This window comes from Verrucosispora sp. WMMA2044 (assembly GCF_027497155.1).
In the GTDB taxonomy this organism is placed as follows: domain Bacteria; phylum Actinomycetota; class Actinomycetes; order Mycobacteriales; family Micromonosporaceae; genus Micromonospora; species Micromonospora palythoicola.
Genome location: NZ_CP114913.1, coordinates 4,672,274 through 4,698,497 on the forward strand (window position 1 = coordinate 4,672,274; position 26,224 = coordinate 4,698,497).

Consider the following 26,224-nt stretch of genomic DNA (forward strand, 5'->3'; position numbering starts at 1 on the left):
GACACCACGCCGCTCAATTACCTCGCCCGGACAGTGCGCCATCCCACACTGAGCGATCGTTAGGGCAATCGGGGTGCCCGATAAACTCCCGGTCAGTAACCCGCCGGGAGGAGCCACCAGGTGCGCAAGGTACTCATCGCCAACCGAGGCGAGATCGCCGTCCGGGTCATCCGCGCCTGCCGGGACGCGGGCCTGGGCAGCGTCGCGGTGTACGCCGACTCGGACCGGGACGCCCTGCACGCCACGCTCGCCGACGAAGCGTACGCCCTGGGTGGTGACACCGCCGCGGATTCCTACCTGCGCATCGACAAGCTGATCGACATCGCCCGACGTTCCGGCGCCGACGCGGTGCATCCCGGGTACGGCTTCCTCTCCGAGAACGCCGACTTCGCCCAGGCGGTCATCGACGCCGGCCTGACCTGGATCGGTCCGACCCCGCAGGCGATCCGCGACCTGGGCGACAAGGTGACCGCCCGGCACATCGCCCAGCGGGCCGGCGCCCCACTGGTCCCCGGCACCGCCGACCCGGTCGGCAGCCCCGACGAGGTGATGGCCTTCGCCGTCGACCACGGCCTGCCGGTGGCGATCAAGGCGGCTTTCGGCGGCGGTGGGCGCGGGCTGAAGGTGGCCCGCACGATGGAGGAAATTCCGCAGCTGTTCGAGTCGGCCACCCGGGAGGCGGTCGCCGCGTTCGGGCGGGGCGAGTGCTTCGTCGAGCGGTACCTCGACCAGCCCCGCCACGTGGAGGCGCAGGTGCTGGCCGACCAGCACGGCAACGTGATCGTGGTGGGCACCCGGGACTGCTCGTTGCAGCGCCGCCACCAGAAGTTGGTCGAGGAGGCGCCGGCGCCGTTCCTCACCGCCGCGCAGCGGGCCCAGATCCACGACAGTGCCAGGGCGATCTGCCGGGAGGCCGGCTATCACGGTGCCGGCACCGTCGAGTACCTGGTCGGCAGCGACGGCACCATCTCCTTCCTGGAGGTCAACACTCGACTCCAGGTGGAACACCCGGTCACCGAGGAGACCGCCGGCATCGACCTGGTCCGTGAGCAGTTCCGCATCGCCGACGGCGAGAAGCTGCGGTTCACCGAGGACCCGACCCCGCGCGGGCACTCCATCGAGTTCCGGATCAACGGCGAGGACCCGGGCCGCAACTTCCTGCCCGCCCCCGGTACGGTCACCGCGCTGCGGCTGCCCACCGGCCCCGGGGTACGGGTGGACGCCGGCATCTCGGCCGGCGACGTGATCGGCGGCAACTTCGACTCCCTACTCGCCAAGGTCATCATCACCGGTGAGACCCGGACCGAGGCGTTGGAGCGGGCCCGCCGGGCACTTGACGAGATGGTGGTCGAGGGGATGGCCACGGCGCTGCCGTTCCACCGTCTGGTGGTGCGCGACCCGGCGTTCACCGCCGAACCGTTCACCGTGCACACCCGGTGGATCGAGACGGAGTTCGACAACACCGTGCCGCCGTTCACCGCCGCCGCCGGGGCTCTTGCCGGCCCGGCGGAGCGCGAGACCGTCGTGGTCGAGGTGGGCGGCAAGCGGTTGGAGGTGAGCCTTCCCGCCGGTCTCGGCGCCGGTACGGTCGGTGCCGCCGCGCCAGCCGCGCGGAAGCCCACCCGTCGGGGTGGTGGGACAACGGCCGGCGCGGCGGTGAGCGGTGATTCGCTCACCTCGCCCATGCAGGGCACCATCGTCAAGATCGCGGTCGCCGACGGCGACACGGTCGCCGAGGGTGACCTGGTGGTGGTGCTGGAGGCGATGAAGATGGAGCAGCCCCTGCACGCCCACAAGGCCGGCACGGTCAGTGCCCTGTCGGCCGAGGTCGGCGCGGTGATCACCGCAGGCGCGGCGATCTGCACCATTGCCTGAGGTGTGACGGGCGTCAGCGGAGGGTTTCCGCGGCGACGGCGCAGACTGCGGCGGTCAGTGCGGTCAGCACCTGCGAGTCGAGGCGCCAGTGCTGCCAGTACAGCGGCACGTCCAGCACCCGGCCGGGTGCGATGTCCACGCAGCGCCCGGCGGCCACGTCGGCGTCGGCGAGCTGCTCCGCCATCAGCCCTCAGCCGAGCCCGAGTCGGATCGATTCGTTGAAGGCCGGCACCGACGGCACGTAGTGCACGGGCGGGTCGAGGGCGCCCCCGGTCACCGTACGCAGGAAGCGGTGTTGGATGCGGTCCTTGCGGTCGAAGACCACCACGGGCGCGACGGCGGCCGACGTCCGGGTCAGCCCGTCGGCGAACCAGCGGTCCGCCAGTTCGGGTGCGGCCAGGGCCCGGTAGCGCATCGCGCCGAGCCGGCGTACCCGGCAGCCCTGCACCGCTTCGCGCTGGGCGGTCACCGCGGCGGTGACCGTACCGGCACGCAGCAGCTCGGCGGTGTGGTCCTGGTCGTCCTGCCGGATGTCGAAGGACAACTCCGGCTGGTCGGGCAGCCGGGCGAGCGCGGCCGGGAACCAGGTGGCGAGCGAGTCGGCGTTGACCACGATGGCGACCCGGGTGCGGCCCCGGTCGCCGCCGAGCGGGCCCCGCGCGTCGGCGAGTGCCTCCCGTTCCAGCAGCGCGAGTTGGCCGGCCAGGCGCAACAGCGGACGTCCGGCCTCGGTGGCGTCGCAGGGCCGGTGGCGCCGGACGAGCACCTGCCCGACGGTCTCCTCCAGCGCCTTGATCCGTTGGCTGACCGCCGACGGTGTCACGTGCAGCAGGCGGGCCGCCGCCTCGAAGCTGCCCTCCGCGACGATGGCCGCGAGGGTACGGAGCTGGGTGGAGTCGACGCCACTCATGAAGCTGAGCTTAACTAGCTGAAGAATCTTTAGCTGGACTCAGGAAAGCAGGCGCCTCTAGCGTCGGCCACATGCTCACCTCCGTCGTCGCCGGCTTCTCCCTCTCCATCGCCCTCATCGTCGCCATCGGCGCGCAGAACGCCTTCGTGCTGCGTCAGGGCCTGCGCCGGGAGCACGTGGTGCCGGTGGTGCTGACCTGCGCGCTCTCCGACGCGTTGCTGATCGGGGTGGGCATCGCCGGGGTGGGCTCGATCGTGGCCGGCCGCCCGGTCCTGCTCACCGCGATCCGTTGGGGTGGGGCGGCCTTCCTCCTCGGGTACGCGGCCCTCGCCGCCCGCCGGGCGTTGCGGCCCGCCGCGCTCGCACCGGCCGACCGGCCACCGGCCCGGCTCGGCCCGACGCTGCTGGCCTGCCTCGCCTTCACCTACCTCAACCCGCACGTCTACCTCGACACGGTGCTGCTGCTCGGCGGGATCGCCCAGCAGCACCCGCACCGGTGGCTGTTCGGGGTGGGCGCGACGACGGCCAGCGTGCTCTGGTTCGCGGCACTCGGTGCGGGCGCGTACCGGCTCGCTCCGCTGCTCGCTCGCAGGCGGGTCTGGCAGGTGCTCGACGGCGTGATCGCGGTGGTGATGATCGCAGTGGCGCTGGCCCTGGTGCTGGGCTGAGTCATGATGGCCGGGTGCGGTTCCTCAACGGCGTGAATCCCGGGTACGACCTGACCTACAACGACGTCTTCATGGCACCGGCCCGCTCGGAGGTGGGTTCGCGGCTCGACGTGGACCTGGCCACCGGCGACGGCACCGGTACCACCATCCCGCTGGTGGTGGCGAACATGACGGCGGTCGCCGGCCGACGGATGGCCGAGACGGTGGCCCGACGTGGCGGCATCGCGGTGATCCCGCAGGACATCCCGATCGACGTGGTGGCGGAGGTGGTCGCCTGGGTCAAGCAGCGGCACCTGGTGCACGACACGGCGATCTCGTTGGGCCCGAACGACACCGTCGGTGACGCCATCCACCTGCTGCCCAAGCGGGCGTACGGCGCGGTGATCGTGGTGGACGACGACGGTCGCCCGGTGGGGGTGGTGACCGAGGCCGACACGGTCAGCGTGGACCGGTTCACCCAACTGCGGCACGTGATGTCGACCGAGTTGCACACGGTGCCCGTCGACGCGGATCCGCGTACCGGCTTCGACCGGCTCTCGGCGGGCCGGCGGCGGCTGGCGCCCGTGGTGGACGACGCGGGCCGGCTGGTCGGCGTGCTCACCCGCCCCGGTGCGCTGCGGGCGACGCTCTACAAGCCGGCGGTGGACGCCCACGGTCGGCTGCGGATCGCGGCGGCGGTGGGCATCAACGGCGACGTGGCGGGCAAGGCGAAGGCCCTGCTGGAGGCCGGGGTGGACACCCTGGTGGTGGACACCGCGCACGGCCACCAGGAGCGAATGATCTCCGCCCTGCGGACGGTACGCGGCCTCGACCCGGCCGTGCCGGTGGCGGCCGGCAACGTGGTCACCGCCGACGGGGTACGCGATCTGGTCGACGCGGGTGCCGACATCGTCAAGGTGGGTGTCGGTCCGGGCGCGATGTGCACCACGCGGATGATGACCGGGGTCGGTCGGCCGCAGTTCTCGGCGGTACTGGACTGCGCGGCGGCGGCCCGGGCCCTGGGCCGCCATGTCTGGGCCGACGGTGGCGTGCGGCATCCTCGGGACGTGGCGCTGGCGCTGGCCGCCGGTGCGTCCAACGTGATGATCGGCTCCTGGTTCGCCGGCACCTACGAGTCCCCCGGTGACCTCTTCACCGACGAGGAGGGCCGGCGCTACAAGGAGAGTTTCGGCATGGCCTCGGCGCGGGCGGTGAGCGCGCGTACCGGCGACGACAGCCCCTACGACCGCGCCCGAAAGGCGATCTTCGAGGAGGGCATCTCGTCGGCCCGGATGTACCTGGATCCGACCCGTCCCGGGGTGGAGGACCTGATCGACGAGATCATCTCGGGGGTGCGGAGCGCCTTCACCTACGCCGGTGCGCGCACCCTCGACGAGTTCCACGATCGGGTGCTGATCGGCGTGCAGAGCACCGCCGGCTACACCGAGGGCATGCCCCTGCCGACCAGTTGGTGAGGTCGGGGCAGGTGCCGGCTGACGATGTTCAGTCGCTGCCCGGCACCGGGGTGAAGAGGTGTCGGATCACCGACCGGGCGGCGTCACCCGGGTCCTCGCCCAGCCCGGCGGGGAGTGCCCCGGCCAGCCAGAGGGTGGCGAAGCCGTGCACGATCGACCAGGCCGCCAGCACGTCTCCGGGCGGTCGGGTGGCGCGGGTGGCGGAGGGCAGCGAGCGGGCGGCCCGGCCGGTGCGGCCGTCCCGGTCGCCGTGTCCGGCATGCCGCTCGGCGGTCTCCATCGTGCCGGCGGCGGGCGTGGCACCGCCGGACCGGTGTGCCAGTCCGGCGCGCAGAACGGCGCCGGAGCGTTCCCGGGCGGCCCGCAGCTCGGAGTCGTCGGCCCGGTAGAGATCGGGATGGAACATCACCTCGAAGTGGGCGCGGTGTCGAACGGCGAACTCCACGTAAGCCACGCCGAGATCCAGCAGCTCGTCGCCGGCCTCGGTGAGCGCGTCGGCGAGGGCGTCGAAACCCTGCACCGCGATCGCGGTGAACAGGCCGGCGCGGTCGCCGAAGTGGTGTGCCGGTGCGGCGTGCGAGACGCCGGCCCGGCGGGCCAGGTCGCGCAGGCTCAACGCCGCCGGCCCTGACTCCTCGATCGTCTGCACGGCCGCGGAGAGCAGGGCGCGGCGCAGGTCGCCGTGGTGGTAGCCGCGGGTGTCACGCATCACCCCACCCTATCTTGTCATTGACAAGATGCGCACCTAGCGACAATCTTGACAGCGACAAGATTTGCGGTTGAGGGAGGTATCCATGGCCCCGCTGATCGCCCTGGTCGCCGGCACCGGGCTCGCCCGACTGGTTGGCCTGGCCGGGCTCTCCGCGCTCGACGGATGGCACCCGGCGCTGCGGGTCGGGCTGGCGCTCATGTTCGTCATGACCGGGATCGTGCACTTCGTCGGCCGTCGGCGGCAGGACCTGATCGCCATGGTGCCGCCCCGGCTGCCACGGCCGGATCTGCTGGTCACGGTGACCGGCGTGCTGGAACTCGCGGGCGCGGTCGGGTTGCTCGTGCCGGCCACCGCCCGCTGGGCCGCCGCCGGGCTGGCCCTGCTGCTGCTGGCCATGTTCCCGGCGAACGTCTCCGCCGCCCGCCGCCGGCTCACCCTGGCCGGACGCCCGGTCACTCCGCTCGGCACCCGTACCGCGCTGCAACTTGTGTTCCTCGCCGCCGCGATCGCGGTCGCGGTCGGACCGTGAGCGGATCCGAGCACGACCGCGACCCGTCGGCGTCAGCGGGCCGGCAGCAGGTCGCCGGAGTGGGCGGCCACCACCGCGCCGATCAGCCCGATCGCCTCGGCCGCCGGCTGCGGCTCCAGCGAGCGGCCGTCGCGCAACCGCAACGCCACCCGGCCGTCGGCCGCCTCCCGGGCGCCCACCACGGCGGCGTACGGGATCCGGCGGCGTACCGCATCGCGGACCCGGGCACCGAGCGAGCCGGCATGGTCGACCTCGACCCGCAGGCCCGCCTCGGTGGCCTGCCGGGCCAGGTCGGCCGCGGCCGGGGCCTGGTCGTCGCCGACCGGCAGGACGACCAACTGCACGGGGGCGTACCAGGGCGGGAAGGCACCACCGTGCACCTCGATCAGGTACGCGAACAGCCGCTCCATGCTGCCGGCCAGGCTGCGGTGCACCATCACCGGACGCCGGCGGGCACCATCGGCGTCGGTGTACGCCAGGTCGAACCGCTCCGGCTTGTCGAAGTCGAGCTGGACGGTGGAGAGGGTGTACTCGCGATCGGCCGCGTCCCGCACCTGGATGTCGATCTTCGGGCCGTAGAAGGCGGCCTCGCCGGGCGCCTCGGTGTACGGCTCCCCGTCGAGGGCGGCGCGGAGCAGGTCCTCGGCCCGCGCCCACTGCGCGTCGTCGCCGACGTACTTCTCCCCCGGCCCGCGCAGCGACAGCCGTACCCCCGCCGGCCGCACGCCCAGCGCCGCGTGCGCGGCCCGGATCAGCCGCAGGATCTCCGACACCTCCTGGCCGACCTGCTCCAGGGTGCAGAAGTTGTGCGCGTCGTTGAGGGTGATGGCGCGGACCCGGGAGAGCCCGCCGAGCACTCCCGAACGTTCCGCCCGGTACATTCCCCCGATCTCCGAGACCCGCAGCGGCAGTTCCCGGTAGGAACGCCCACGGGACCGGTAGACCAGGGCATGGTGCGGGCAGAGCGCCGGACGGAGCAGCAACTCGTCGTCGCCCTCCCCCGGCCGCATCGCGGGAAACATCTCGGCGGCGAAGTAGCCGAGATGTCCGGAGACCTCGAACAGCTCCCGTCGGCCCAGCGGCGGGGTGTACACCTGCTGGTAGCCGGCCCGGCGTTCCAGCTCACGCAGGTACTCCTCGACGGCGTGCCGGGCGGCGGCACCGGCCGGCAGCCAGATCGGCAGGCCGGCACCGCAGAGCGGATCGGTGGCGAACAGGTCCAGGTCCCGGCCCAGCCGGCGGTGGTCGATCATGACAGGCTCCTTGGCGGTAAGCCCCGACACGACCCCTGACCCACGACGCACAAGTGCCCCGGGCGGATCGCCCGGGGCACTTGCGTAGACGAAGACGTCAGTGCGGCGCGCCAGGCTTCCCCGGCGTCGTCGTCAGCACCGCACTGCACATGCGCGGAAGCGTATGCCCGCGCCGCGCACCGCCGCACCTCTTTTTGACCGGGCCGCTGGCACGGGACCTGCCAGCGGCCCGGCGGCGGCCCGGGCGTCAGGAACGGGGGACCCGACGCTCACCGGGCCGCGCGCCGACAACGGTACGCCGCCGAGGGAGATTTCGGCGACCGTGCCTCGCCGTCAACCCTCATCGATATGTTCACGCCTGCGCCGCGCATCCGGTCAGAAGTCCCGCCGGCCGGGTGCCCGACCGCCCGGAGCAGCCGGTCACCCGGGGAAATCCGGATGACCCGTCGGGGTGGTCCCGGGGTCGGATTTCGGTGCTCGTCCCGGATCCGCCCAGGGTGCCCGCGACGACAGGCTGAGACATGCCTGGAATCCGGAGTTACGGAGCACTGGCCCTCGGTGGGATCGTCGTCGCGGCGGTGCTCACCGTCGTCGGTCACGCCGGGGTCAACGACCTGGATCCGGTCAGTCTGACCGTCAGCGACTACGCCGTCTCCGACTCCGGCGGGATCATCCACGTGGCCATGCTGCTGCTCGCCGCCGCCTCCGCCGTGCTCATCCCGACACTGGGTCAGCTCGGTCCACCGCGCGGTAGGCGATCCGCCGCCGCCGAGTGGCTGTTGGCGGCCTGGGCGGGCGGGCTGCTGGTGTCGGGTCTGGTGCCGACCAACCAGCCCGGCACCGAGATGGGTACGACCGCCTACGTGCACCGGTACGCCTCGGTGATCGCCTTCCTGGCGCTGCCGGTCGCCGGCTGGTTGCTCGCCGCCCGGCTGCCCGCCGGTGCCCGGGCCGGGCGCTGGCTGCGGGCGCTGACCGTGACCAGCCTGCTGCTGGCCACGGTCATGGCCTGGTCCGCCTACCCCGGCGACCGCGCCTACTACGGCCTCATCGAGCGCTTGCTGATCCTCGCCGAGGTGGCCCTGCTCGTCGTCATCGCCTACTCCAGCTCGTGGAGCATCAGTTGGCGGCCGGCTTCGGTGACCGAGCCGGAGAGGCTGGGGTAGATGGTGATGGTCTGAGCCAGCTCGTTGACGGTGAGGTTGTTCTCCACGGCCAGCGTGATCGGCATGATCAGTTCGCTGGCCTTCGGTGCGACCACCACTCCGCCGATCACCTGTCCGCTGGCCGGGCGGCAGAACAGCTTGACGAAGCCGTCCGGGATCTCGTCCATCTTCGCCCGGGCGTTGCCACCCAGCGGCAGCATCACCTGACGCGCCGGCACCTTGCCGGCGTCCACCTCGTCCTGGGAGACCCCGACCGTGGCCAGCTCCGGGTCGGTGAAGACGTTCGCCGAGACGGTACGCAGCCGCAGCGGCCGGACCGCCTCACCGAGCGCGTGCCACATCGCGATCCGGCCCTGCATCGCGGCGACGCTGGCCAGCGGCAGCACTCCGGTGCAGTCGCCGGCCGCGTAGATGCCGGGCACGTTGGTCCGGGACACCCGGTCCACCGTCACGTAGCCACCCCGAGCCAGCTCGACGCCGTACTCGGCCAAGCCCAGCTCGGCGGTGTTCGGGATCGAACCGACCGCGATCAGGGCGTGCGACCCGGTGACCGTACGACCGTCGGAGAGCTCGACCTCGACGCCGTCGGCGGTGCGTCGGACGCCCTCGGCACGGGAGTTGTTCAGGATGCTCATGCCCCGGGTCCGGAAGACCCGCTCGATCGCCTGGGCGGCGTCGGCGTCCTCGTGCGGCATCACCCGGTCGCGGCTGGAGACCAGGGTCACCTCGACGCCCATCGCGAGGTACGCGCTGGCGAACTCGGCACCGGTGACGCCGGAACCGACCACGATCAGGTGCTCGGGCAGTTCGGGCAGGTCGTACACCTGCCGCCAGGTCAGGATGCGCTCCCCGTCGGGCAGCGCGGTGGGCAGTTGGCGGGGCGTGGCACCGGTGGCGATCAGCACGGTCGAGGCATCGATGGCGTACGCGGCCTCCTCGCCGTCCGGCGTGACGATCACCCGGTGGGTGTGACCGAGCGTGTCCTCGCCGAGCCGGGCGCGCCCGGACACGAAGGTGACCCCGGCCTTGACCAGCTTCGCGTGGATGTCGGCGGACTGTGCCAGGGCGAGCCGCTTGACCCGGTCGTTGACCGCCTGGGCGTCGACGGTGACCGCCTCCAGCCCGTCGGAGTGCACCCCGAAAACCTCGGTGTCGCGGTAGCCGGTCACCACCTCTGAACTGGCGATGAACGTCTTCGACGGTACGCAGTCCGACAGCACGCAGGCGCCACCGGCGCCCTCGGCCTCCACGACTGTGACGTCGGCGTCCAACTGGGCCGCCACCAGTGCCGCCTCGTAGCCCGCCGGCCCCCCGCCGATGATCACGATCCGGCTCACCACGACCGTCCTTCCTCCATGCTCACAGTGACTTTCTTCTCCCCGACGCGTCCGACACGCACCGTCGTATTCTCCCCCACGCTCCGGCCGGGCTATCGTCATCGCCGTGCGTCATTACGCCGCCTACGGCTCGAACCTGGACCCCGCGCGAATGCGTGCCTACTGTCCGCATTCCCCGATGGTGGGCATCGGCTGGCTGGAAGGCTGGCGGCTCACCTTCGCCGGTGAGGACGTCATCGGCTGGGAGGGCGCGGTCAGCACCGTGGTCGAGTCGCCCGGCGACCGGGTGTTCGTGGCGCTCTACGACATCCACCCGTACGACGCCGCCCAGTTGGACGAGATCGAGGGGGTCACCTCCGGCACGTACCGGAAGCTGACCGTCCGCGTCTCGACCCTGGACGGCGACGTCACCGCCTGGGTCTACGTCTTCGACGGTTACGAGGGTGGCCTGCCCACGTCCTGGTACCTCTCCGAGATCGCCAACGCCGCCGAGAAGGCGGGCGCGCCGGACGACTACGTCACCGACCTGCGGACCCGGCCCACCGGCACCGCGTCGGCGTAGCTCGTCGTCTCCCACCGTCCCAGTCTGCTACCGGTGGTGGTGGCGCCGGGCGCCGACCCCGGGTCTCGGGAAGATCGTCCCGGGATGGCCCGGTTCTCACCGCTGTGCGTGGGTCCGCGCCAGGGTCAGCAGCTCGACCAGTTCCGCACCGTCGGCCGGACCCAGCGCCGTGAACGCCGGAGCGACGAGCCGGTCGGTCATCGCCTCGGCCCACAGCCGCCGCCGCACCAGCGGTCCGACCGGCGGGTACGGTGGCGGCCAGCCGCAGGCCATCGCGCCGCTGGCCCCCTCCGGGCCGGCCAGCACCGCCTCCAGCGGCGTCATCCCGCTGGCACGCACGGCCACCAGGTGCGCCCCGGTGAAGTGTTCGCGCAGCAGGCGTAGGCCGGCGGCGACCCGGGCACCGGCCGTCGCCGCGTCCGACGGCATGGCCCGCCAGGCGGCGAACAGGGGCATCGCGCTCGCGTCGGCCGCCGCGACGGCCCGTTCCACGAGCACCGCGAGACGGTCGACGCGGGGCAGGTCACCCAGCACCTCCTCACCCCACCGGCAGCACTCGGCGAGGCTGGCGGCGGCCACCTCGGCGGGCCGGACCGTGCGGGCGGCGGCGTCCCAGCCGTCGGCCACGGCGTCGGGGGCGATGAAGCCGAGCGCCGCCGCCACGGTCTCGGCCCGTACGTCACCAAGCGCACCGGCCCGACCGGTGACGTAGAAGGCCCACCCGGAGATGCCGAGCAGCCGAGCCCGACGCAGCGTGGTCGGGCACCTGGTGTACGCCTCCCCGAGGGTGAGCACCGCCGGTTTGCTGGCCGCCGCGACCTGCTCCGGCGTCATCCCGCCCCGCCCGCACGTGGTCCACCCGACGCCATGTACGTGAAGGATCCACCCGAAGGTCCGTCCATGGGGGACCAGTCTGCCGGTCAATCGTCGGCGTCGGCATCCCCCTCCTCGGCGTCCAGCGCCTCCATCGCGGCCTCGACCTCGCCGGCCCGTCGCCGGGCGGTGGTGAGCGCCCGTTCGGCGGCCCGACGGGCCAGCCGGGAGCGGCTGAGTTCCTGCTCGGCGACGGCCCGGCGGCGTTCCAGTTCGGCCAGTTCCGCCTCGACGGCGTCCAGCGCGGCCGTCCCGTCGCGTTCGGCCTCGACCGCGCCGGCCAGGTCCGTCTCGGCCCGGTCCTGGTCGGTACGCGCCCGGTCCAGCTCCTTCTGCAACGCCCTACGGCGACGGGACCGTTCGGCACGGGCGGCCCGCTGCGCCTGTTCGGCGCGCAGCGCACCCCGGTCCGGTGGGCGCTGCCGGACCGGCGCGGCGGGCGGCGGTTCCTCGTCGCCGGTCACCAGGCGCAGCTGCGGACGGGGCACCTCGCCGAACCCCGCGTAGTGGGCCGGGCGCAGCAGCCGCCCGGAGCGCACCTGCTCGGCCACCTCGACGTCGGAGAGCGCGGCGTTGAGGGTCGCCTCCACCTCGGCCAGTGGCAGCTTCCCACCCGACGGGGCACCCTCGACGCCGGCGGCGAGCCGGCGTACCTCGGCGACCAGCGCGCCGACCACCGCCCGCCGCTGCGCGGACAGCTCCCGCAGCCGCGGGCCGCGCAGCTCACGCTGCGCCTCCCGCAACGCCTCGGCCAGCTGCGCCAGCTCGGACACCAGCTCCGGTCGCTCCAGCGCGAGCAGGTTGACCAGCCAGGCGGCCACGGTGGGTCGGCGCAGCCGGGCGATCTCCCGGGCGGTGCCCGGGTCACCGGCGCGGCGGGCCTGCGCCACGGCGTCGTCCCGAACGGCGACGAACCGGTCCGGCGGCGTGCGGTAGAGCTGCTCGACGAGGTCGGGGGGCGGGCCGGGCATCGGCTCAGCCGTCGATCCGGCTGCCCGGCTCCAGCCGCTGGTACTCGCTGCCGGACAGCGCCGTGTACTGCCGGTCGAGCACCGCGTAGCCGTTGCCGTTGAGCAGGGCGTCGTGCAGCGCGAAGACCCGACGCGGCGCTACCGCCCGGATGAAGTCGACGACCTCGGAGAACTTCGACCAGGGGGCGTGGATCGGGGCGAAGAGGGTGTCGACCTGGACGTCGTCCGGGACGTACAGGGCGTCGCCCGGGTGGTAGACGACGTCGTTGAGCAGGTAGCCGAGGTTGTCGATCACGGGGATGTCGGGGTGGATCACCGCGTGCCGGCCGCCGTAGGCGCGTACCGGGATCCCGGCGGCGGTGAACGCCTCGCCGGGAGACACCGGGCGCAGCACGTCGGCCGCGTCGCCGAGCGCACCGGCCAGCGACGCCGGCCCGTGGATGACGAAGGGACCCCGCGCCAACTGCCGGTTCACCGCCTCGACGTCGAGGTGGTCCGGGTGCTCGTGGGTGATCAGTACGGCGTCGGCCCCGTCCAACGCCACCGCCGGCTCACTGAACATTCCCGGGTCGATGACCAGCACTCCCCCGTCGTGCTCGACCCGCAGGCACGAGTGGGCGTACTTGGTGAGCCGCATCGTGATGCCTCCCATATCGATTCGTGACGTCCTGAGCGCAGTCTGCCGGAACCCGCGCGGTGGTGTGTGGCGTCCGAGCCATTGCCCGCTCGGGCAGCAGAGAGGGGAACGGGGATGGAGATGCGAAGAGCCCGCCGGCACGGGACCACGGCGGTGGCGACTATGGCCGCGCTGCTGATGCTCGCCGGCTGCGGCAGCGGCAGCGACTCGGGGACCACCGACAGCGCCGCCGCGCCGGCACCGGCCCAGGAAGGCGGGGGTGCCCCGGCGGAGGCCGGCGGTGACGCGCAGGGCGGGGCCGGGGCGGCGGTGGACACCCGGGTGGACCAACGGTCCATCATCTACACCGGATCGATCCGGGTTCAGGTGGACGATGTGGACCTCGCCGCCCGGGACGCCGCCGCGGCGGCCACCCGGGCCGGCGGCTTCGTCGGCGGCGACCAACGCCGCAGTACCGACGCGGACGCGGTGGCCGACCTCGAACTACGGGTGCCGGCGGAGCGGTTCTACGCGGTCGTGGAGGAACTGGCGGGTCTCGGCACCCAGGAGCGCCGGGAAATCGGCACGCAGGACGTCACCGAGGAGACCATCGACCTCGACGCCCGGATCGCCAGCCAGCGGGCCCGGGTGGAGAGTGCGCGACGGCTGCTCGCCCAGGCCGACTCGATAAGCGATCTGGTGAGCATCGAGAACGAACTGGCCCGGCGGGAGGCCGACCTCGCGTCACTGGAGGCGAAGAAGCGGCGGCTGAGCGACCTCACCGCGCTGTCCACCATCACGGTCACCCTGGTGGGTCCGGGCGTCACCAGCGCCGATGAGGAGGACCAGATCGGCTTCCTGGTCGGGCTCAAGGGTGGTTGGCAGGTCTTCCTGTCCTCGATGACCATCCTGCTCACCGTGCTGGGGGCGATCCTGCCGTGGCTGCTCGCGTTCGGCGTACCGGCGGGGGCGCTGTGGTGGCTGGCCCGGCGTCGCCGCCGGAACCGGCCGGCGGTGCCGGCCCTGGTCGCACCGGTCGGCGCGCCACCACCGCCGGGTGTCAGCGCGCCGCCGCCAGTGCCTGGAGCGCGGTCAGCACCATGAGGCGTACGCCCACCGGGATGGCCCGTTCGTCCACGTCGAACGACGCCCGGTGCAGGTCGACGTTCGGCCCGGAGCGGCCGACCCCGAGGCGGGCCAGGGCACCGGGGACGTACTCCAGATACCAGGAGAAGTCCTCGCCGCCCATGCTCTGCGGGGTCTCCGCGACGCCCTCCGGGCCGAGCGCGGCGGCGGTGGCCGCGTTGAGCACCCCGATGGCCCGCGCGTCGTTGCAGACCGGTGGGCGACCGCGTAGGTACTCCAGGTCGACGGTGGCCCCGGTGGGCGCGATGACGTCCCGGACCACCTGCGAAACGATCTTCGGGGCCAGTTCCCAGGTGTCGCGATCCATCACCCGCAGGGTGCCGGAGGCGGACGCCTCGGACGGGATGACGTTGTACCGGGTGCCCGCGGAGGCGTGCCCGAAGACCAGCAGCAGTCCACTGTTCGCCGGTACCCGACGGTTGACCAGGGCGGGCACCTCGGTGATCAGCCGGCCGAGCGCGTCGACCAGGTCCACGGTCAGGTGCGGGCGGGCGGTGTGACCGCCGGGGCCGGTGAGCCGGACGGTGACGTTGTCGGCGGCGGCGGTGATCGGGCCGACCCGCAGGCCCACCTGACCGACGGGCAGGCTGGGGTCGCAGTGCAGCGCGAAGATCTGCACCACGTCGTCGAGGCCGCCGGCCTCGATCACCTCAAGTGAGCCGCAGGGCAGGATCTCCTCGGCGGGCTGGAAGATCAGCCGGACCCGGCCCGGCAGCTCGCCCAGGTCGGCCAGCTGCGCGAGCAGCATGCCGACGCCCAACATGATCGTGGTGTGCACGTCGTGACCGCAGGCGTGGCAGACCCCGTCGACCGTGGAGCGGTACGGCACGTCCTTGACGTCGGCCAGCGGCAGCGCGTCGATGTCGGCGCGCAGCGCGATCACCGGACCGTCCGGGCGGCCGTTGATGTCGCAGATCACCCCGTTGCCCTTGGGCAGCAGGCGCGGCTGCAACCCGGCCAGGGAGAGTTCCCGGGCGACCAGGGCCGCGGTCTCGAACTCCGCGCCGGACAGCTCCGGGTGGGAGTGGATGTGACGGCGCGTGGCGATCAGGCCCGGTACCCGGAGGGCGAGCAGGTGGTCCAACTCGAAGGGCAGGGGCTGGGAACCGGTCGGCCCATCCGGCCAGGACGGCGCCAGCTGGTGACCGGTCGGCATCGTCAACGCACTCGTCACGTCGAATTCTCTTCGATCACTAGAAATGGATGGATCATCGGGAACAGCAGACAGCGTAGACCCCCGACGGTAACTCTGCGCAACCTCGTTCCAGTGATGATCGGACCGCGCAGCGTCACGTATGCCCTGCTGAGAGCGTCCGTAGGTGGGCGGCGCAGCAGGTAGATCGCGGTCGTACGCCGTCATCCACCCCTCACCTCCTACAACGCGTAATCGTGCCGAGAGCGCCGAGAATCTTCTCGAAACCCTCGTCGCCGTTCCGAATTGTCGCATTAGTCGTGCCGATGAACTGACGGTACGACAATTTCCCGACCACTCACGGCAACGATCACCCGTGGACGTTCACACGCAGCGCGGCCCCACGACCGCACACCGTGTGCGTCTGGGTGATCACCGGCAGCGGAGTACCCGGGTACGGCCCGTTCGACACGCTCGGCGACGGACAGTGCTCGGCACGAAACCGTCGGTCAGAACCGATCGGTGGGCTGATAACGGCCCCAGACCTCGCGGAGCGCCCCGCACACCTCGCCGACGGTGGCGCGCTCGCGCAGCGCCGCCTTCATCGGGTGCAGCACGTTCGCGGTGCCGGAGGCGGCCTCCCGCAGCTCGACCAGGGCCCGCTGCACGGCTGCCGAGTCCCGCTGGGCCCGCAGCTTCGCCAGCCGCTCGGCCTGCGCCGCCTCGATCGCCGGATCGACCCGCAGCGGCTCGTACGGCTCCTCGGCGTCGATCGTGAACCGGTTGAGTCCGACGACCACCCGCTCACCCGAGTCGATCTCCTGCGCGATCCGGTACGCGGACTGCTCGATCTCCCGCTTCTGGAAGCCGACCTCGATCGCGTCCACGGCCGACCCGTGCTCGAAGACCCGGGCCATCAGTGCGTCCGCCGCCGTCTCGATCTCGGCGGTCATCGCCTCCACCACGTACGAGCCGGCGAACGGGTCGACCGTGGCGGTCAGATCGGTCTCGTACGCCAACACCTGCTGGGTACGCAGCGCCAGCCGGGCCGCCTTCTCGGTGGGCAGCGCGATCGCCTCGTCGAAGCTGTTGGTGTGCAACGACTGGGTGCCGCCGAGCACCGCGCCGAGCCCCTGCACCGCCACCCGGACCAGGTTCACCTCGGGCTGCTGGGCGGTCAACTGCACGCCCGCGGTCTGGGTGTGGAAGCGCAGCATCATCGACTTCGGGTTCTTCGCACCGAACTCGTCACGCATCACGCGGGCCCAGATCCGCCGGGCCGCCCGGAACTTCGCCACCTCCTCCAGCAGGGTGGTGCGGGCGACGAAGAAGAACGACAACCGAGGGGCGAAGTCGTCCACGGCCAGCCCGGCGGCGATCGCCGCCCGGACGTACTCCACGCCGTTGGCCAGCGTGAACGCGATCTCCTGCACGGGAGAGGCGCCGGCCTCGGCCATGTGGTAGCCGGAGATGGAGATGGTGTTCCACTTCGGCACCTCGCTGCGGCAGTAGCCGAAGGTGTCGGCGACCAGCCGCAGCGAGGGCTTCGGCGGGAAGATGTACGTCCCCCGGGCGATGTACTCCTTGAGGATGTCGTTCTGGATGGTGCCGTTGAGCGCCGAACCCGGTACCCCGTTCTCCTCGGCGACGAGTTGGTAGAGCAGCAGCAGCACCGAGCCGGGCGCGTTGATCGTCATCGAGGTGGAGACCTTGTCCAGCGGAATGCCGTCGAACAGCAGCCGCATGTCCTCGATGGAGTCGATGGCCACGCCGACCTTGCCCACCTCGCCGTGCGCGATCGGGTCGTCGGAGTCGTACCCCATCTGGGTGGGCAGGTCGAAGGCGACCGAGAGGCCCATGGTGCCGGCCCGCAACAACTGGTGGTAACGCGCGTTGGACTCGGTGGCGGTACCGAAGCCTGCGTACTGGCGCATCGTCCACGGACGGGAGGTGTACATGGTGGGGTAGACCCCACGGGTGTACGGGAACTCACCCGGTGCGCCGAGCCGGGAGTCCAGGTCGCCGGGCAGATCGTCGGCCGTGTAGACGCCCTTGATCGGGAAACCGGACTCGCTTGACCGCGGTTCGCTCATCAACGGATGGTAGGACGCGCGGAGGGCCACCGACGGGTTAGGGGTACCCCACAGTACGCCCGCGCTGCGGCGACAAGAGGTGAGTGGCCGCACACGTACCGTCGAGTAGTTGAAACGTCCGCCGCGCCGGCTTTCGCATCGGGCGCCTGAACCAGCAAGATAGGGGGGTTGTGTCCCAGCCCTCTCGACTTCCCCCGGTGGCTTTTCTGTGACTCAGATCCCGACGTGGAGCGGCGGACCAGTCAGCACTCCCACCAACAGACGCGCGACACCCGGCACCGTCATCGGCGACCGGTACTCGCTGCGCTCGGCGGTGGGCAACGGTGGTATGGGTACGGTCTGGCGGGCCACAGACACCCTGTTGCGCCGTGACGTGGCGGTCAAGGAGGTCGTCCTCCCACCCGGCCTGGCGCCGAGCGACCGCGACGCGATGTACGAACGCACCCTGCGCGAGGCCCGTGCCGCCGCCGCCATCGCCCACCCGGCGGTGGTCCAGGTGTACGACGTGGTCACCGAGGCCGGCCGGCCCTGGATCGTGATGGAGCTGCTGGACGCCCGCAGCCTCGCCGACATGGTGATCGAGGACGGTCCGATCGCCCAGCGGGTGGTTGCCAAGATCGGCATCGCGCTGCTCGGCGCGCTCGAGGTGGCGCACGCGATCGGCGTGCTGCACCGCGACGTCAAGCCCGCCAACGTGCTGATCTGCTCGGACGGCCGGTGCGTGCTCACCGACTTCGGCGTCGCCCGGATGCCCACCGACGTGCAGCTCACCACCCCGGGCATGGTGCTGGGCTCGCCGCACTTCATCTCTCCCGAACGGGCCATGGGGCAGGAGTTCGGCCCGCCCAGTGACCTGTTCTCCCTCGGCGTGACCCTCTACACCGCCGTGGAGGGCCGGCCGCCCTTCGACCGGGGCGATCCGATCGAGACCATGCACGCCGTGGTCGAGGATCCGCCCGCGCCGCCGCAGCGCAGCGGCCCGTTGACCCGGGTGCTGATGGGTCTGCTGGAGAAGGACCCGGCCCGCCGACTCGACGTGCACACCGCCCGCGCCATGTTGCGCGAGCTGCTGGCCGGTCCGCTGAGCAGCAGCGCCGCCGGGGTCAACTCGATGACCGACCAGTACTCCGTGATGCCGGTGCCGCAGCCCGCGCCGATCAGCGCGCCGGCCGCCCCGGCCAAGCCGGCCCCGTCCGGGCAGATCGGCGGCCGGGCGATGCTGGGGCCCGGCGAGTCGCTCACCGACCGGCTGGCCGCGCTGCGTCGGGGCGAGCGCCCCGGCCAGGCCGCCGCGGCCAGCGCCGCGGCGATGGAGGACACCAGCGCCGACGCCCTGGCCCGTCCCGGGCAGCGGGGTACGGCCATGTCCCCGCCCGCCGGACGCACCTACGGCGGTGCCGACGCGACCCAGCGGATCGGCTCGGACAGCACCCAACGGGTCGGGCCGGAGGTCTTCGGCTACGGCGGCCAGCCCGACGCGACGCAGCGGATCGGCGGCTACGGCGCCGGGCCCGACGCCACCCAGCAGCTCGGTGGCTACGGCGCGCAGCCCGAGGCGACCCAGCGGGTCGGCGGCTACGGCCCGCAGCCCGACGCGACGCAGCAGGTCGGCGCCTACGGTGCCGCGCAGTGGCCGGCCGCGCCCCACCAGCCGTACGGCGCGCCGGCCCCCGCCGCCGGCGGCGGCAGCCCGGTCGACCGGGCGAAGGCCGCCGGCACCCGGGTGGTCGACACCGTGAAGGGCTGGCCCCGCAAGATGCAGCTGGCCGCGGCCGGTGGTCTCGCGGTACTGCTGCTGATCGGCATCGTGGCCTTCGCCAGCGGCGGCGACGAGACGCCCACCACGCCGGTCGCCGAGCCGTCCACCTCGGCGGACGAAGGCCCCGGCATCGAGATGCAGGAGCACTCGGCACGCGGGGTGCAGATGCTGGTGCCCAAGGGCTGGAAACGGGCCGCGCCCGCCGGTGGGGTCTACATCGACTACACCGACCCCGAGGACAGCGGCCGTCGGGTACGCATCCTCAACGAGAAGTGGAGCGGCACCTCGGTCCGCTGGGCGCAGGTCGCCGAGAACGGCCTGAAGACCCGGTCGGCCTCGTGCGCCAAGCCGTACACCCAGGTGGCCATGGCGGAGAAGGAACTGGCCGGCAAGCCCTCGGCCGAGTTCGAGTACACCTGCGGCGAGGGTGCCGAGATGCGGCACGGCATCTGGCACGGGGTGGCCCACGACGGCCGGCTCTACTCGTTCTACCTCACCTCGACCGACGCGCGCTTCGAGGAGAGCAAGCCGATCTACGCGGAGATGCTCAAGTCGTTCCAGCTCACGGCGGCCGGCTGAGTCAGGGCAGCCGCCCGGGGAGATCCGTCGCCGTGCTATCAAGAGGCCATGGCGGCGGAGAACACTGACCTCGACACGATCCGCGAGCGGGCCGAACGCTGGCTCGCCGACGACCCGGACCCGGCCGGCCGGGCGGAGCTGCGGGCGGTGCTCGACCAGCTGCCGGGCAGCGCTCCGGAGCTGGCCGACCGGTTCGCCGGGCCGCTGACGTTCGGCACGGCCGGGCTGCGCGGGCCGCTGCGCGCCGGCCCGAACGGGATGAATCTCGCGGTGGTCACCCAGGCCGCTGCCGGCCTGGTCGCCTGGCTCGCCGCCCAGGGCGGCACCGGCCCGCTGGTGATCGGGTACGACGCCCGGCGCGGCTCCCGCGAGTTCGCCGAGCGCACCGCCCAGGTGGCCACCGGAGCGGGCCGCCCGGCCCTGTTGCTGCCCCGCCCGCTGCCCACCCCGGTGCTCGCCTACGCGGTGCGGCACCTGTCGGCGGTGGCCGGGGTGATGGTGACCGCCAGCCACAACCCGCCGCAGGACAACGGCTACAAGGTGTACCTCGGTGCCGAGCTGGGCGGGAAGCAGGGTGCCGGTGCGCAGATCGTGCCGCCGGCCGACGCCGGCATCGAGGCCGCCATCCGCGCGGTCGGTCCGCTGGCGCAGGTGCCGCTCGGCCCCGCCGGTCAGGTGCTCGGTGACGATCTGGTCGCCGCGTACGTGGCGCGGGCGGTCGGTGTCGTCTCCCCGGGCGGGCCCCGGGAGCTGACCGTGGCGTACACCCCGCTGCACGGTGTCGGTGCGGCGGTGCTCACCGCCGCGTTCGCCGCCGCCGGCTTTCCGACGCCCGGGGTGGTGCCCGACCAGGCCGAGCCGGACCCGGACTTCCCCACCGTCAGCTTTCCCAACCCGGAGGAGCCGGGCGCGGTGGACCGGCTGGTCGCGCTCGCCGAACGCACCGACGCCGACCTCGCCATCGCCAACGATCCCGACGCCGACCGCTGCGCCGTCGCCGTCCGGGAGCCGTCGGGCGGGCCCGGCTGGCGGATGCTGCGCGGGGACGAGGTGGGCGTGCTGCTCGCCGACCACCTGATGCGACGCGGGGTCACCGGCCTGTACGCCACCACGATCGTCTCGTCGTCACTGCTGCGGGCGATGTGCGCGGCGCGCGGGTTGCCGTACGGGGAGACGCTCACCGGGTTCAAATGGATCGTCCGGGCCGGCGACGGCAGCGAGCCACTTGTCTTCGGCTACGAGGAGGCGCTCGGCTACTGCGTCGCCCCGGACCACGTACGCGACAAGGACGGCATCACCGCCGCACTGACCGTGGCCGAACTGGCCGCCGGCCTCAAGGCGGAGGGCCGCACCCTCACCGACCGGCTCGACGAGTTGGCCGCCGAGTTCGGCGTGCACCAGACCGACCAGCTCTCGGTACGCGTCGACGACCTGCGCCTGATCGCCGACGCGATGGCCCGGATCCGCGCCGCCACCCCGACCACCCTGCTCGGCCAGCCGGTCACCGAAGCACAGGACCTGCTCCCCGACGCCGACGTGGTGATCCTGCGTACCGCGGCGGCCCGGGTGGTGATCCGCCCCTCCGGCACCGAACCGAAGCTGAAGGCGTACCTCGAAGTGGTGGAACCGCCCTCCGACGGCGACCTCACCGCGGCCCGCACCCGCGCGAGCGCCGCCGTCACCACCCTCCGCACCGAAATCGCCAACGCCCTAGCCGTCCCACCTGGTTGATCATGAGGTTAGCGGCGAAGTTGATCTCTGGGAATTCCGCTAACCTCATGATCAACGCGGTTCGGATGGGCGGCGGGGGCCGAGGGCGTGTTCGACGGCGCGGCCCAGGGCGGCCACCACCAGGGCTACCGAGGGGCGGATCACGGAGTCTTCCAGGTTGACCTCGCCGGAGAAGCCGGCGCCGCTGGCGATCTCCTCAAGCCGGCGGCGGGCGGCGTCGGCGTCCTCGCCGGTGACCCCGAGGGCGGACTCCATCCGCAGCACGGCGACCAGGGTCGCGAGTGCGGCGGTGCGCTCGTCCGGCGCGGCACCGGTGAGCACCACGGCAAGCCGCTGCCGGGTCTCCTCCTCCACCGTCGGGTCCACCACCGGGTAACGGTGCACGTGGATGAAGCCCAGCTCGGTCTCGTCGACGTCCCGAACGACGCCCTGCTCGCAGAGGTCGCCGAGGATCCGGTCGCGCAGGCCGTGCCGCAGCCGCTGCACCCAGGAGGAGGGGCTGTGCGGCGTGTCGGCCACGATCTTGGCGAGCACCGCGTCGGTGACCGGTTCGCCGGTCGGGGTCGGGTCCACCGCGGTCAGGGCCCCGTCGGTGTACGCGATCCGCCCGGCCAGAGCCAGCTCGATGAGGACGGCGGCGGCCATCCCCAGGTCGAGGCTGATCCGCGGCAGCGTCGCCTTACCCGTTTCGTCGTCGTACGCGAGCAGGAGCAGTTCCTCGGCGAGCGGAACACCAGTCATGGCCCGAGACGGTAGCCGGTGCCGGCACCACCCGCACCACAAACCGCCGGGCCTCAGAAGCGAGGCATGCCGCCGAACTGCCGGTCCCCGGCGTCGCCGAGGCCGGGCACGATGAACATGCTGTCGTTGAGGCCGTCGTCGATGGCGGCGGTGACCAGGCGCAGCGGCAGCCCGGAACGCTCCAACCGCTGGATGCCGGCCGGCGCGGCGAGCACACAGAGCACGGTGATGTCGGTGCAGCCCCGCTCGGCCAGCAGCCGGCAGCAGTGCTCCAGGGAACCACCGGTGGCCAGCATCGGGTCGAGGACCAGCACCGGCAGGCCGGCGAGGTCCCGGGGGAGGGACTCCATGTAGGCGCGCGGCTCGAAGGTCTCCTCGTCACGGGCCAGCCCGACGAAGCCCATCGAGGACTCGGGCAGCAGCCCCAGCGCGGCGTCGGCCATGCCGAGACCCGCTCGCAGCACCGGCACCAGCAGCGGCGGGTTGGCCAGCCGGGTGCCCTCGGTGGCGGTCACCGGCGTCTGCACCGGGTACGTCTCCACCGGGAAGGAACGCGCGGCCTCGTACACCAGCATGGTGGTGAGTTCGTGCAGCGCCGCCCGGAACGTAGAGGAATCGGTGCGCTCGTCCCGCATGGCGGTCAGCCGGGACTGGGCGAGCGGGTGGTCAATGACGAGTACGTCCACGATCGCTCAACCTACCCGCCCCGGATACCGACGTGCGGGCCCCGGCCGCGACCAGCGACCTCGCTCACCCGTGCGCGCTCCGGCGAACCCAGTGACCAAGATCACGCGGCGTCAGCCTGCGTAGACTTCGGGGCATGACGGCGACAGCGACGTCGGCCCGCTCGGACCTCTCCGAGCTGGGACGATCCGAGACCGCTCTGCGGACCTTCCTGCACGGCCTACCGGGCGTGGACCATGTCGGCGCGGAGCAGCGGGCAGCCCAACTCGGCACCCGATCCATCAAGACCACCGCCAAGGCCGAGGCGATCGACCTCGCCATCCGGATGGTCGACCTGACCACGCTGGAGGGCGCGGACACCCCCGGCAAGGTACGGGCGCTCGCCGCGAAGGCGCTGCGGCCCGATCCGGCCGACCCGTCCTGCCCGCACGTCGGCGCGGTCTGCGTCTACCCCTCGATGGTCCCGTACGTGGCGGAGGTGCTGCGCGGCAGCGACGTGCATCTGGCCAGCGTGGCCACGTCCTTCCCGTCCGGTCAGGCGCCGCTGGAGATCAAGCTCGCCGACACCCGCGCCGCCGTCGAGGCGGGTGCCGACGAGATCGACATGGTGATCAACCGGGGCGCCTTCCTGGCCGGGCGCTACACCGAGGTGTACGACGAGATCGTCGCCACCAAGGAGGCCTGCGGCGGTGCCGATGCCGGTCGCCAGGGGCGACCGCGAGCCCACCTCAAGGTGATCCTGGAGACCGGCGAGTTGGCCACCTACGACAACGTGCGCCGCGCCTCCTGGCTGGCGATGCTCGCGGGCGCCGACTTCATCAAGACCTCCACCGGCAAGGTGCCGGTCGCCGCCACGCTGCCGGTGACCCTGGTGATGCTGGAGGCGGTCCGCGACTTCCGGGCCGCCACCGGGCGGCAGGTCGGCGTGAAGCCGGCCGGCGGCATCAAGACCACCAAGGACGCGATCAAGTACCTGGTCATGGTCAACGAGACCGTCGGCCCGGACTGGCTGCACCCCGACTGGTTCCGCTTCGGCGCCTCCAGCCTCCTCAACGACCTGCTGATGCAGCGCACCAAGCTGACGACCGGCGTCTACGCCGGCCCCGACTACTTCACTCTGGACTGACCGCGATGTTCGAATACGCACCCGCACCCGAGTCGCGCTCGGTGGTGGACATCAAAGCCTCCTCTGGGCTGTTCATCAACGGCGAGTTCGTCGACCCGGCCGACGGCGGCAGCTTCAAGTCGATCAACCCGGCCTCCGAGGAGGTGCTGGCCGAGGTCGCCGAGGGCGGCGCGCAGGACGTGGACCGCGCGGTCCGGGCGGCCCGCAAGGCGTACGAGAAGGTCTGGGGTCCGATGCCGGGCCGGGACCGGGCCAAGTACCTGTTCCGGATCGCCCGCATCATCCAGGAACGCTCGCGTGAGCTGGCTGTGCTGGAATCGCTCGACAACGGCAAGCCGATCAGGGAGTCCCGCGACGTCGACCTGCCGCTGGTCGCCGCGCACTTCTTCTACTACGCCGGCTGGGCCGACAAGCTGCCGTACGCCGGCTTCGGCGCGAACCCGCGGCCGCTCGGCGTGGCGGCGCAGGTCATCCCGTGGAACTTCCCGCTGCTGATGCTGGCCTGGAAGATCGCTCCGGCACTGGCCGCCGGCAACACGGTGGTGCTGAAGCCGGCCGAGACCACCCCGCTCACCGCGTTGCTGTTCGCCGAAATCTGCCAGCAGGCCGACCTGCCGGCCGGTGTGGTCAACATCGTCACCGGCGCCGGCGAGACCGGCCGGGCGCTTGTCGAGCACGCCGACGTGGACAAGGTCGCCTTCACCGGCTCCACCGACGTCGGCCGGGCCATCGCCCGCGCGGTCGCCGGCAGCCGCAAGAAGCTCACCCTGGAACTAGGCGGCAAGGCCGCCAACATCGTCTTCGACGACGCCCCGGTCGACCAGGCGGTCGAGGGCATCGTCAACGGGATCTTCTTCAACCAGGGGCACGTCTGCTGCGCCGGCTCCCGGCTGCTGATCCAGGAATCCGTCGCCGAGCAGGTGCTGGAGTCACTCAAGCGACGAATGGCCCAACTACGCCTCGGCGACCCGCTGGACAAGAACACCGACATCGGTGCCATCAACTCGGCCGCCCAGCTCTCCCGCATCCGCGAGCTGACGGCGGCCGGTGCCGCCGAGGGCGCGCAGCAGTGGTCACCGCCGTGTGAGCTGCCCGAGCGGGGCTTCTGGTTCGCACCGACCATCTTCACCGGGGTCACCCAGGCACACCGGATCGCCCGGGAGGAGATCTTCGGCCCGGTGCTGTCCGTACTGACCTTCCGCACCCCGGCCGAGGCCGTGGAGAAGGCCAACAACACGCCGTACGGGCTGTCGGCGGGGATCTGGACCGAGAAGGGCTCCCGGATCCTGTGGATGGCCGACCGGCTGCGCGCCGGGGTGGTGTGGGCCAACACGTTCAACAAGTTCGACCCGACCTCGCCGTTCGGCGGCTACAAGGAGTCGGGCTACGGTCGCGAGGGCGGCCGGCACGGGCTGGAGGCGTACCTCAATGTCTGAGCGGGTCGCGGTACGCAAGACGTACAAGCTCTTCGTCGGCGGGAAGTTCCCGCGTAGCGAGTCGGGACGGTCGTATCTCGTGCAGGACTCCAACGTGTCGCTGGCCTCCCGCAAGGACGCGCGGGACGCCGTGGTGGCCGCCCGCGCGGCGGTGAAGGGCTGGACCGGGGCGACCGCGTACAACCGGGGTCAGATCCTCTACCGGGTCGCCGAGATGCTGGAGGGCCGACGCGAGCAGTTCGTCGCGCTCGGAGTGCCGGGCGACGAGGTGGACGCGGCGACCGACCGCTGGGTCTGGTACGCCGGCTGGTCGGACAAGCTCCCGCAGGTCTACGGGGGCGCGAACCCGGTCGCCGGGCCGTACTTCAACCTGTCGGCGCCCGAGCCGACGGGTGTGGTGGCGGTGGTAGCCCCCGAGGCACCGGCCCTGCTCGGGCTGGTCAGCGTGATCGCCCCGGCGATCGTCACCGGCAACACGGTGGTGGTGGCCGCCTCGCCGACGGCGCCACTGGCCGCGGTGACCCTGGCCGAGGTGCTGGCCACCTCCGACCTGCCCGGCGGGGTGGTCAACATCCTCACCGGCCGGTTGTCGGAGACCGTGCCCACGCTGGCCGCGCACATGGACGTCAACGCCATCGACCTGACCGGCGTGACCGACGCGGAGCTGGCGGCCGACCTGGAGGTCAAGGCGGCGGAGAACCTCAAGCGGGTACTCCGGCCCGTGTCGGCCGGTCACGACTGGTCGGTGGACCCCGGTCTCGGCCGGATGACGGCCCTGCTGGAGACGAAGACGGTCTGGCATCCCAAGGGGGTGTGAACTCTCCTCGCTCTGGGGGTTTCCGGGGAGCCCCACCCGCTCCGGGCGGTCAGG

Annotated in this window: 22 protein-coding genes and 1 pseudogene; 12 read left to right on the forward strand and 11 right to left on the reverse strand. The window is 72.2% G+C overall.

The window, feature by feature from the left end:
• Positions 1-120: 120 nt before the first annotated feature.
• A complete protein-coding gene (locus O3597_RS21200; RefSeq protein WP_164446137.1) occupies positions 121-1,875 on the forward strand; it encodes a biotin carboxylase N-terminal domain-containing protein in 1,755 nt (584 codons plus the stop codon).
• Positions 1,876-1,888: 13 nt separating this feature from the next.
• Here O3597_RS21200 and O3597_RS21205 read toward each other — a convergent pair.
• A pseudogene (locus O3597_RS21205) lies at positions 1,889-2,785 on the reverse strand (LysR family transcriptional regulator ArgP).
• A 71-nt stretch (positions 2,786-2,856) separates the two neighbouring features.
• On the opposite strand from O3597_RS21205, the gene O3597_RS21210 reads away from it, so the two are divergent.
• The gene (locus O3597_RS21210; RefSeq protein WP_164446139.1) at positions 2,857-3,453 is read left to right on the forward strand and encodes a LysE/ArgO family amino acid transporter; all 597 of its coding nucleotides are present in this window, start codon (positions 2,857-2,859) and stop codon (positions 3,451-3,453) included.
• 14 nt (positions 3,454-3,467) lie between these two features.
• Complete coding sequence (locus tag O3597_RS21215; RefSeq protein WP_164446140.1) at positions 3,468-4,907, forward strand: GuaB1 family IMP dehydrogenase-related protein; 1,440 nt, start codon at positions 3,468-3,470, stop codon at positions 4,905-4,907.
• A gap of 28 nt (positions 4,908-4,935) precedes the next feature.
• On the opposite strand, the gene O3597_RS21220 is transcribed toward O3597_RS21215, so the two are convergent.
• A complete protein-coding gene (locus tag O3597_RS21220; RefSeq protein ID WP_281602185.1) occupies positions 4,936-5,616 on the reverse strand; it encodes a TetR/AcrR family transcriptional regulator in 681 nt (226 codons plus the stop codon).
• 85 nt (positions 5,617-5,701) lie between these two features.
• Between O3597_RS21220 and O3597_RS21225 the strand changes: the two genes are divergently transcribed.
• The gene (locus O3597_RS21225; RefSeq protein ID WP_164446141.1) at positions 5,702-6,148 is read left to right on the forward strand and encodes a DoxX family membrane protein; all 447 of its coding nucleotides are present in this window, start codon (positions 5,702-5,704) and stop codon (positions 6,146-6,148) included.
• Positions 6,149-6,180: 32 nt separating this feature from the next.
• Here O3597_RS21225 and thrS read toward each other — a convergent pair whose 3' ends face one another.
• Positions 6,181-7,401 (reverse strand): threonine--tRNA ligase, encoded by a 1,221-nt coding sequence (gene thrS, locus O3597_RS21230; protein WP_281602186.1) that lies wholly within the window; start codon positions 7,399-7,401, stop codon positions 6,181-6,183.
• Between the two features lie 521 nt (positions 7,402-7,922).
• Here thrS and O3597_RS21235 point away from each other — a divergent pair.
• Positions 7,923-8,567, forward strand: coding sequence for a DUF998 domain-containing protein (locus tag O3597_RS21235; RefSeq protein ID WP_281602187.1), 645 nt, complete (start codon positions 7,923-7,925; stop codon positions 8,565-8,567).
• Here the strand turns inward: O3597_RS21235 and O3597_RS21240 are convergent.
• The gene (locus tag O3597_RS21240; RefSeq protein WP_164446144.1) at positions 8,501-9,904 is read right to left on the reverse strand and encodes an NAD(P)H-quinone dehydrogenase; all 1,404 of its coding nucleotides are present in this window, start codon (positions 9,902-9,904) and stop codon (positions 8,501-8,503) included. The genes O3597_RS21235 and O3597_RS21240 overlap by 67 nt on opposite strands.
• Positions 9,905-10,010: 106 nt before the next feature.
• On the opposite strand from O3597_RS21240, the gene O3597_RS21245 reads away from it, so the two are divergent.
• On the forward strand, positions 10,011-10,466 hold the full coding sequence (locus O3597_RS21245) for a gamma-glutamylcyclotransferase (RefSeq protein WP_281602188.1): 456 nt from the start codon (positions 10,011-10,013) through the stop codon (positions 10,464-10,466).
• A 96-nt stretch (positions 10,467-10,562) separates the two neighbouring features.
• On the opposite strand, the gene O3597_RS21250 is transcribed toward O3597_RS21245, so the two are convergent.
• From O3597_RS21250 to O3597_RS21260, 3 genes are all read right to left on the reverse strand, one after another.
• Positions 10,563-11,300: a hypothetical protein gene (locus O3597_RS21250; RefSeq protein ID WP_281602189.1), complete on the reverse strand. Its 738-nt coding sequence runs from the start codon at positions 11,298-11,300 to the stop codon at positions 10,563-10,565.
• An 86-nt stretch (positions 11,301-11,386) separates the two neighbouring features.
• A complete protein-coding gene (locus tag O3597_RS21255) occupies positions 11,387-12,310 on the reverse strand; it encodes a hypothetical protein (protein ID WP_281602190.1) in 924 nt (307 codons plus the stop codon).
• A gap of 4 nt (positions 12,311-12,314) precedes the next feature.
• Positions 12,315-12,947: an MBL fold metallo-hydrolase gene (locus O3597_RS21260; RefSeq protein WP_281602191.1), complete on the reverse strand. Its 633-nt coding sequence runs from the start codon at positions 12,945-12,947 to the stop codon at positions 12,315-12,317.
• Positions 12,948-13,061: 114 nt separating this feature from the next.
• Here O3597_RS21260 and O3597_RS21265 point away from each other — a divergent pair, with 114 nt between their 5' ends.
• Entirely contained in the window at positions 13,062-14,030 is a 969-nt protein-coding gene (locus tag O3597_RS21265; RefSeq protein WP_281602192.1) for a DUF4349 domain-containing protein, read from the forward strand.
• Here the strand turns inward: O3597_RS21265 and O3597_RS21270 are convergent.
• Positions 13,987-15,246: an amidohydrolase gene (locus O3597_RS21270; protein WP_164446148.1), complete on the reverse strand. Its 1,260-nt coding sequence runs from the start codon at positions 15,244-15,246 to the stop codon at positions 13,987-13,989. The two genes, O3597_RS21265 and O3597_RS21270, sit on opposite strands and share 44 nt — an antisense overlap.
• A gap of 467 nt (positions 15,247-15,713) precedes the next feature.
• Positions 15,714-17,297: a methylmalonyl-CoA mutase family protein gene (locus O3597_RS21275; RefSeq protein ID WP_281602193.1), complete on the reverse strand. Its 1,584-nt coding sequence runs from the start codon at positions 17,295-17,297 to the stop codon at positions 15,714-15,716.
• 208 nt (positions 17,298-17,505) lie between these two features.
• Between O3597_RS21275 and O3597_RS21280 the strand changes: the two genes are divergently transcribed.
• Positions 17,506-19,635: a serine/threonine-protein kinase gene (locus O3597_RS21280; protein WP_281602194.1), complete on the forward strand. Its 2,130-nt coding sequence runs from the start codon at positions 17,506-17,508 to the stop codon at positions 19,633-19,635.
• 48 nt (positions 19,636-19,683) lie between these two features.
• On the forward strand, positions 19,684-21,366 hold the full coding sequence (locus tag O3597_RS21285; RefSeq protein WP_281602195.1) for a phospho-sugar mutase: 1,683 nt from the start codon (positions 19,684-19,686) through the stop codon (positions 21,364-21,366).
• A 51-nt stretch (positions 21,367-21,417) separates the two neighbouring features.
• On the opposite strand, the gene O3597_RS21290 is transcribed toward O3597_RS21285, so the two are convergent.
• Both O3597_RS21290 and upp read right to left on the reverse strand, forming a co-directional pair.
• The gene (locus O3597_RS21290) at positions 21,418-22,107 is read right to left on the reverse strand and encodes a GPP34 family phosphoprotein (protein ID WP_164446151.1); all 690 of its coding nucleotides are present in this window, start codon (positions 22,105-22,107) and stop codon (positions 21,418-21,420) included.
• Between the two features lie 53 nt (positions 22,108-22,160).
• Complete coding sequence (gene upp / locus O3597_RS21295; RefSeq protein WP_164446152.1) at positions 22,161-22,793, reverse strand: uracil phosphoribosyltransferase; 633 nt, start codon at positions 22,791-22,793, stop codon at positions 22,161-22,163.
• A 134-nt stretch (positions 22,794-22,927) separates the two neighbouring features.
• Here upp and deoC point away from each other — a divergent pair, with 134 nt between their 5' ends.
• Genes deoC through O3597_RS21310 form a run of 3 tightly spaced genes read left to right on the forward strand, consistent with a single transcriptional unit; the run spans position 22,928 to position 26,170 of the window.
• A complete protein-coding gene (deoC, locus tag O3597_RS21300) occupies positions 22,928-23,917 on the forward strand; it encodes a deoxyribose-phosphate aldolase (RefSeq protein WP_281602196.1) in 990 nt (329 codons plus the stop codon).
• A gap of 5 nt (positions 23,918-23,922) precedes the next feature.
• Complete coding sequence (locus O3597_RS21305; protein ID WP_281602197.1) at positions 23,923-25,353, forward strand: aldehyde dehydrogenase family protein; 1,431 nt, start codon at positions 23,923-23,925, stop codon at positions 25,351-25,353.
• Positions 25,346-26,170 carry an aldehyde dehydrogenase family protein gene (locus tag O3597_RS21310; RefSeq protein ID WP_281602198.1) on the forward strand — a complete coding sequence of 275 codons (825 nt, stop codon included), beginning with the start codon at positions 25,346-25,348 and terminating at the stop codon, positions 26,168-26,170. The genes O3597_RS21305 and O3597_RS21310 overlap by 8 nt, the downstream gene beginning before the upstream one ends.
• The last annotated feature ends 54 nt before the right edge of the window (positions 26,171-26,224 follow it).

Coding starts and splice junctions, on each gene's coding strand:
- O3597_RS21210 (WP_164446139.1), top strand. CDS start 2,857: ATGCTCACCTCCGTCGTCGCCGGCTTCTCCCTCTCCATCGCCCTCATC.
- O3597_RS21220 (WP_281602185.1), bottom strand. CDS start 5,616: ATGCGTGACACCCGCGGCTACCACCACGGCGACCTGCGCCGCGCCCTG.
- O3597_RS21225 (WP_164446141.1), top strand. CDS start 5,702: ATGGCCCCGCTGATCGCCCTGGTCGCCGGCACCGGGCTCGCCCGACTG.
- thrS (WP_281602186.1), bottom strand. CDS start 7,401: ATGATCGACCACCGCCGGCTGGGCCGGGACCTGGACCTGTTCGCCACC.
- O3597_RS21235 (WP_281602187.1), top strand. CDS start 7,923: ATGCCTGGAATCCGGAGTTACGGAGCACTGGCCCTCGGTGGGATCGTC.
- O3597_RS21250 (WP_281602189.1), bottom strand. CDS start 11,300: ATGACGCCGGAGCAGGTCGCGGCGGCCAGCAAACCGGCGGTGCTCACC.
- O3597_RS21255 (WP_281602190.1), bottom strand. CDS start 12,310: ATGCCCGGCCCGCCCCCCGACCTCGTCGAGCAGCTCTACCGCACGCCG.
- O3597_RS21260 (WP_281602191.1), bottom strand. CDS start 12,947: ATGCGGCTCACCAAGTACGCCCACTCGTGCCTGCGGGTCGAGCACGAC.
- O3597_RS21265 (WP_281602192.1), top strand. CDS start 13,062: ATGGAGATGCGAAGAGCCCGCCGGCACGGGACCACGGCGGTGGCGACT.
- O3597_RS21275 (WP_281602193.1), bottom strand. CDS start 17,297: ATGAGCGAACCGCGGTCAAGCGAGTCCGGTTTCCCGATCAAGGGCGTC.
- O3597_RS21285 (WP_281602195.1), top strand. CDS start 19,684: ATGGCGGCGGAGAACACTGACCTCGACACGATCCGCGAGCGGGCCGAA.
- O3597_RS21290 (WP_164446151.1), bottom strand. CDS start 22,107: ATGACTGGTGTTCCGCTCGCCGAGGAACTGCTCCTGCTCGCGTACGAC.
- deoC (WP_281602196.1), top strand. CDS start 22,928: ATGACGGCGACAGCGACGTCGGCCCGCTCGGACCTCTCCGAGCTGGGA.
- O3597_RS21305 (WP_281602197.1), top strand. CDS start 23,923: ATGTTCGAATACGCACCCGCACCCGAGTCGCGCTCGGTGGTGGACATC.
- O3597_RS21310 (WP_281602198.1), top strand. CDS start 25,346: ATGTCTGAGCGGGTCGCGGTACGCAAGACGTACAAGCTCTTCGTCGGC.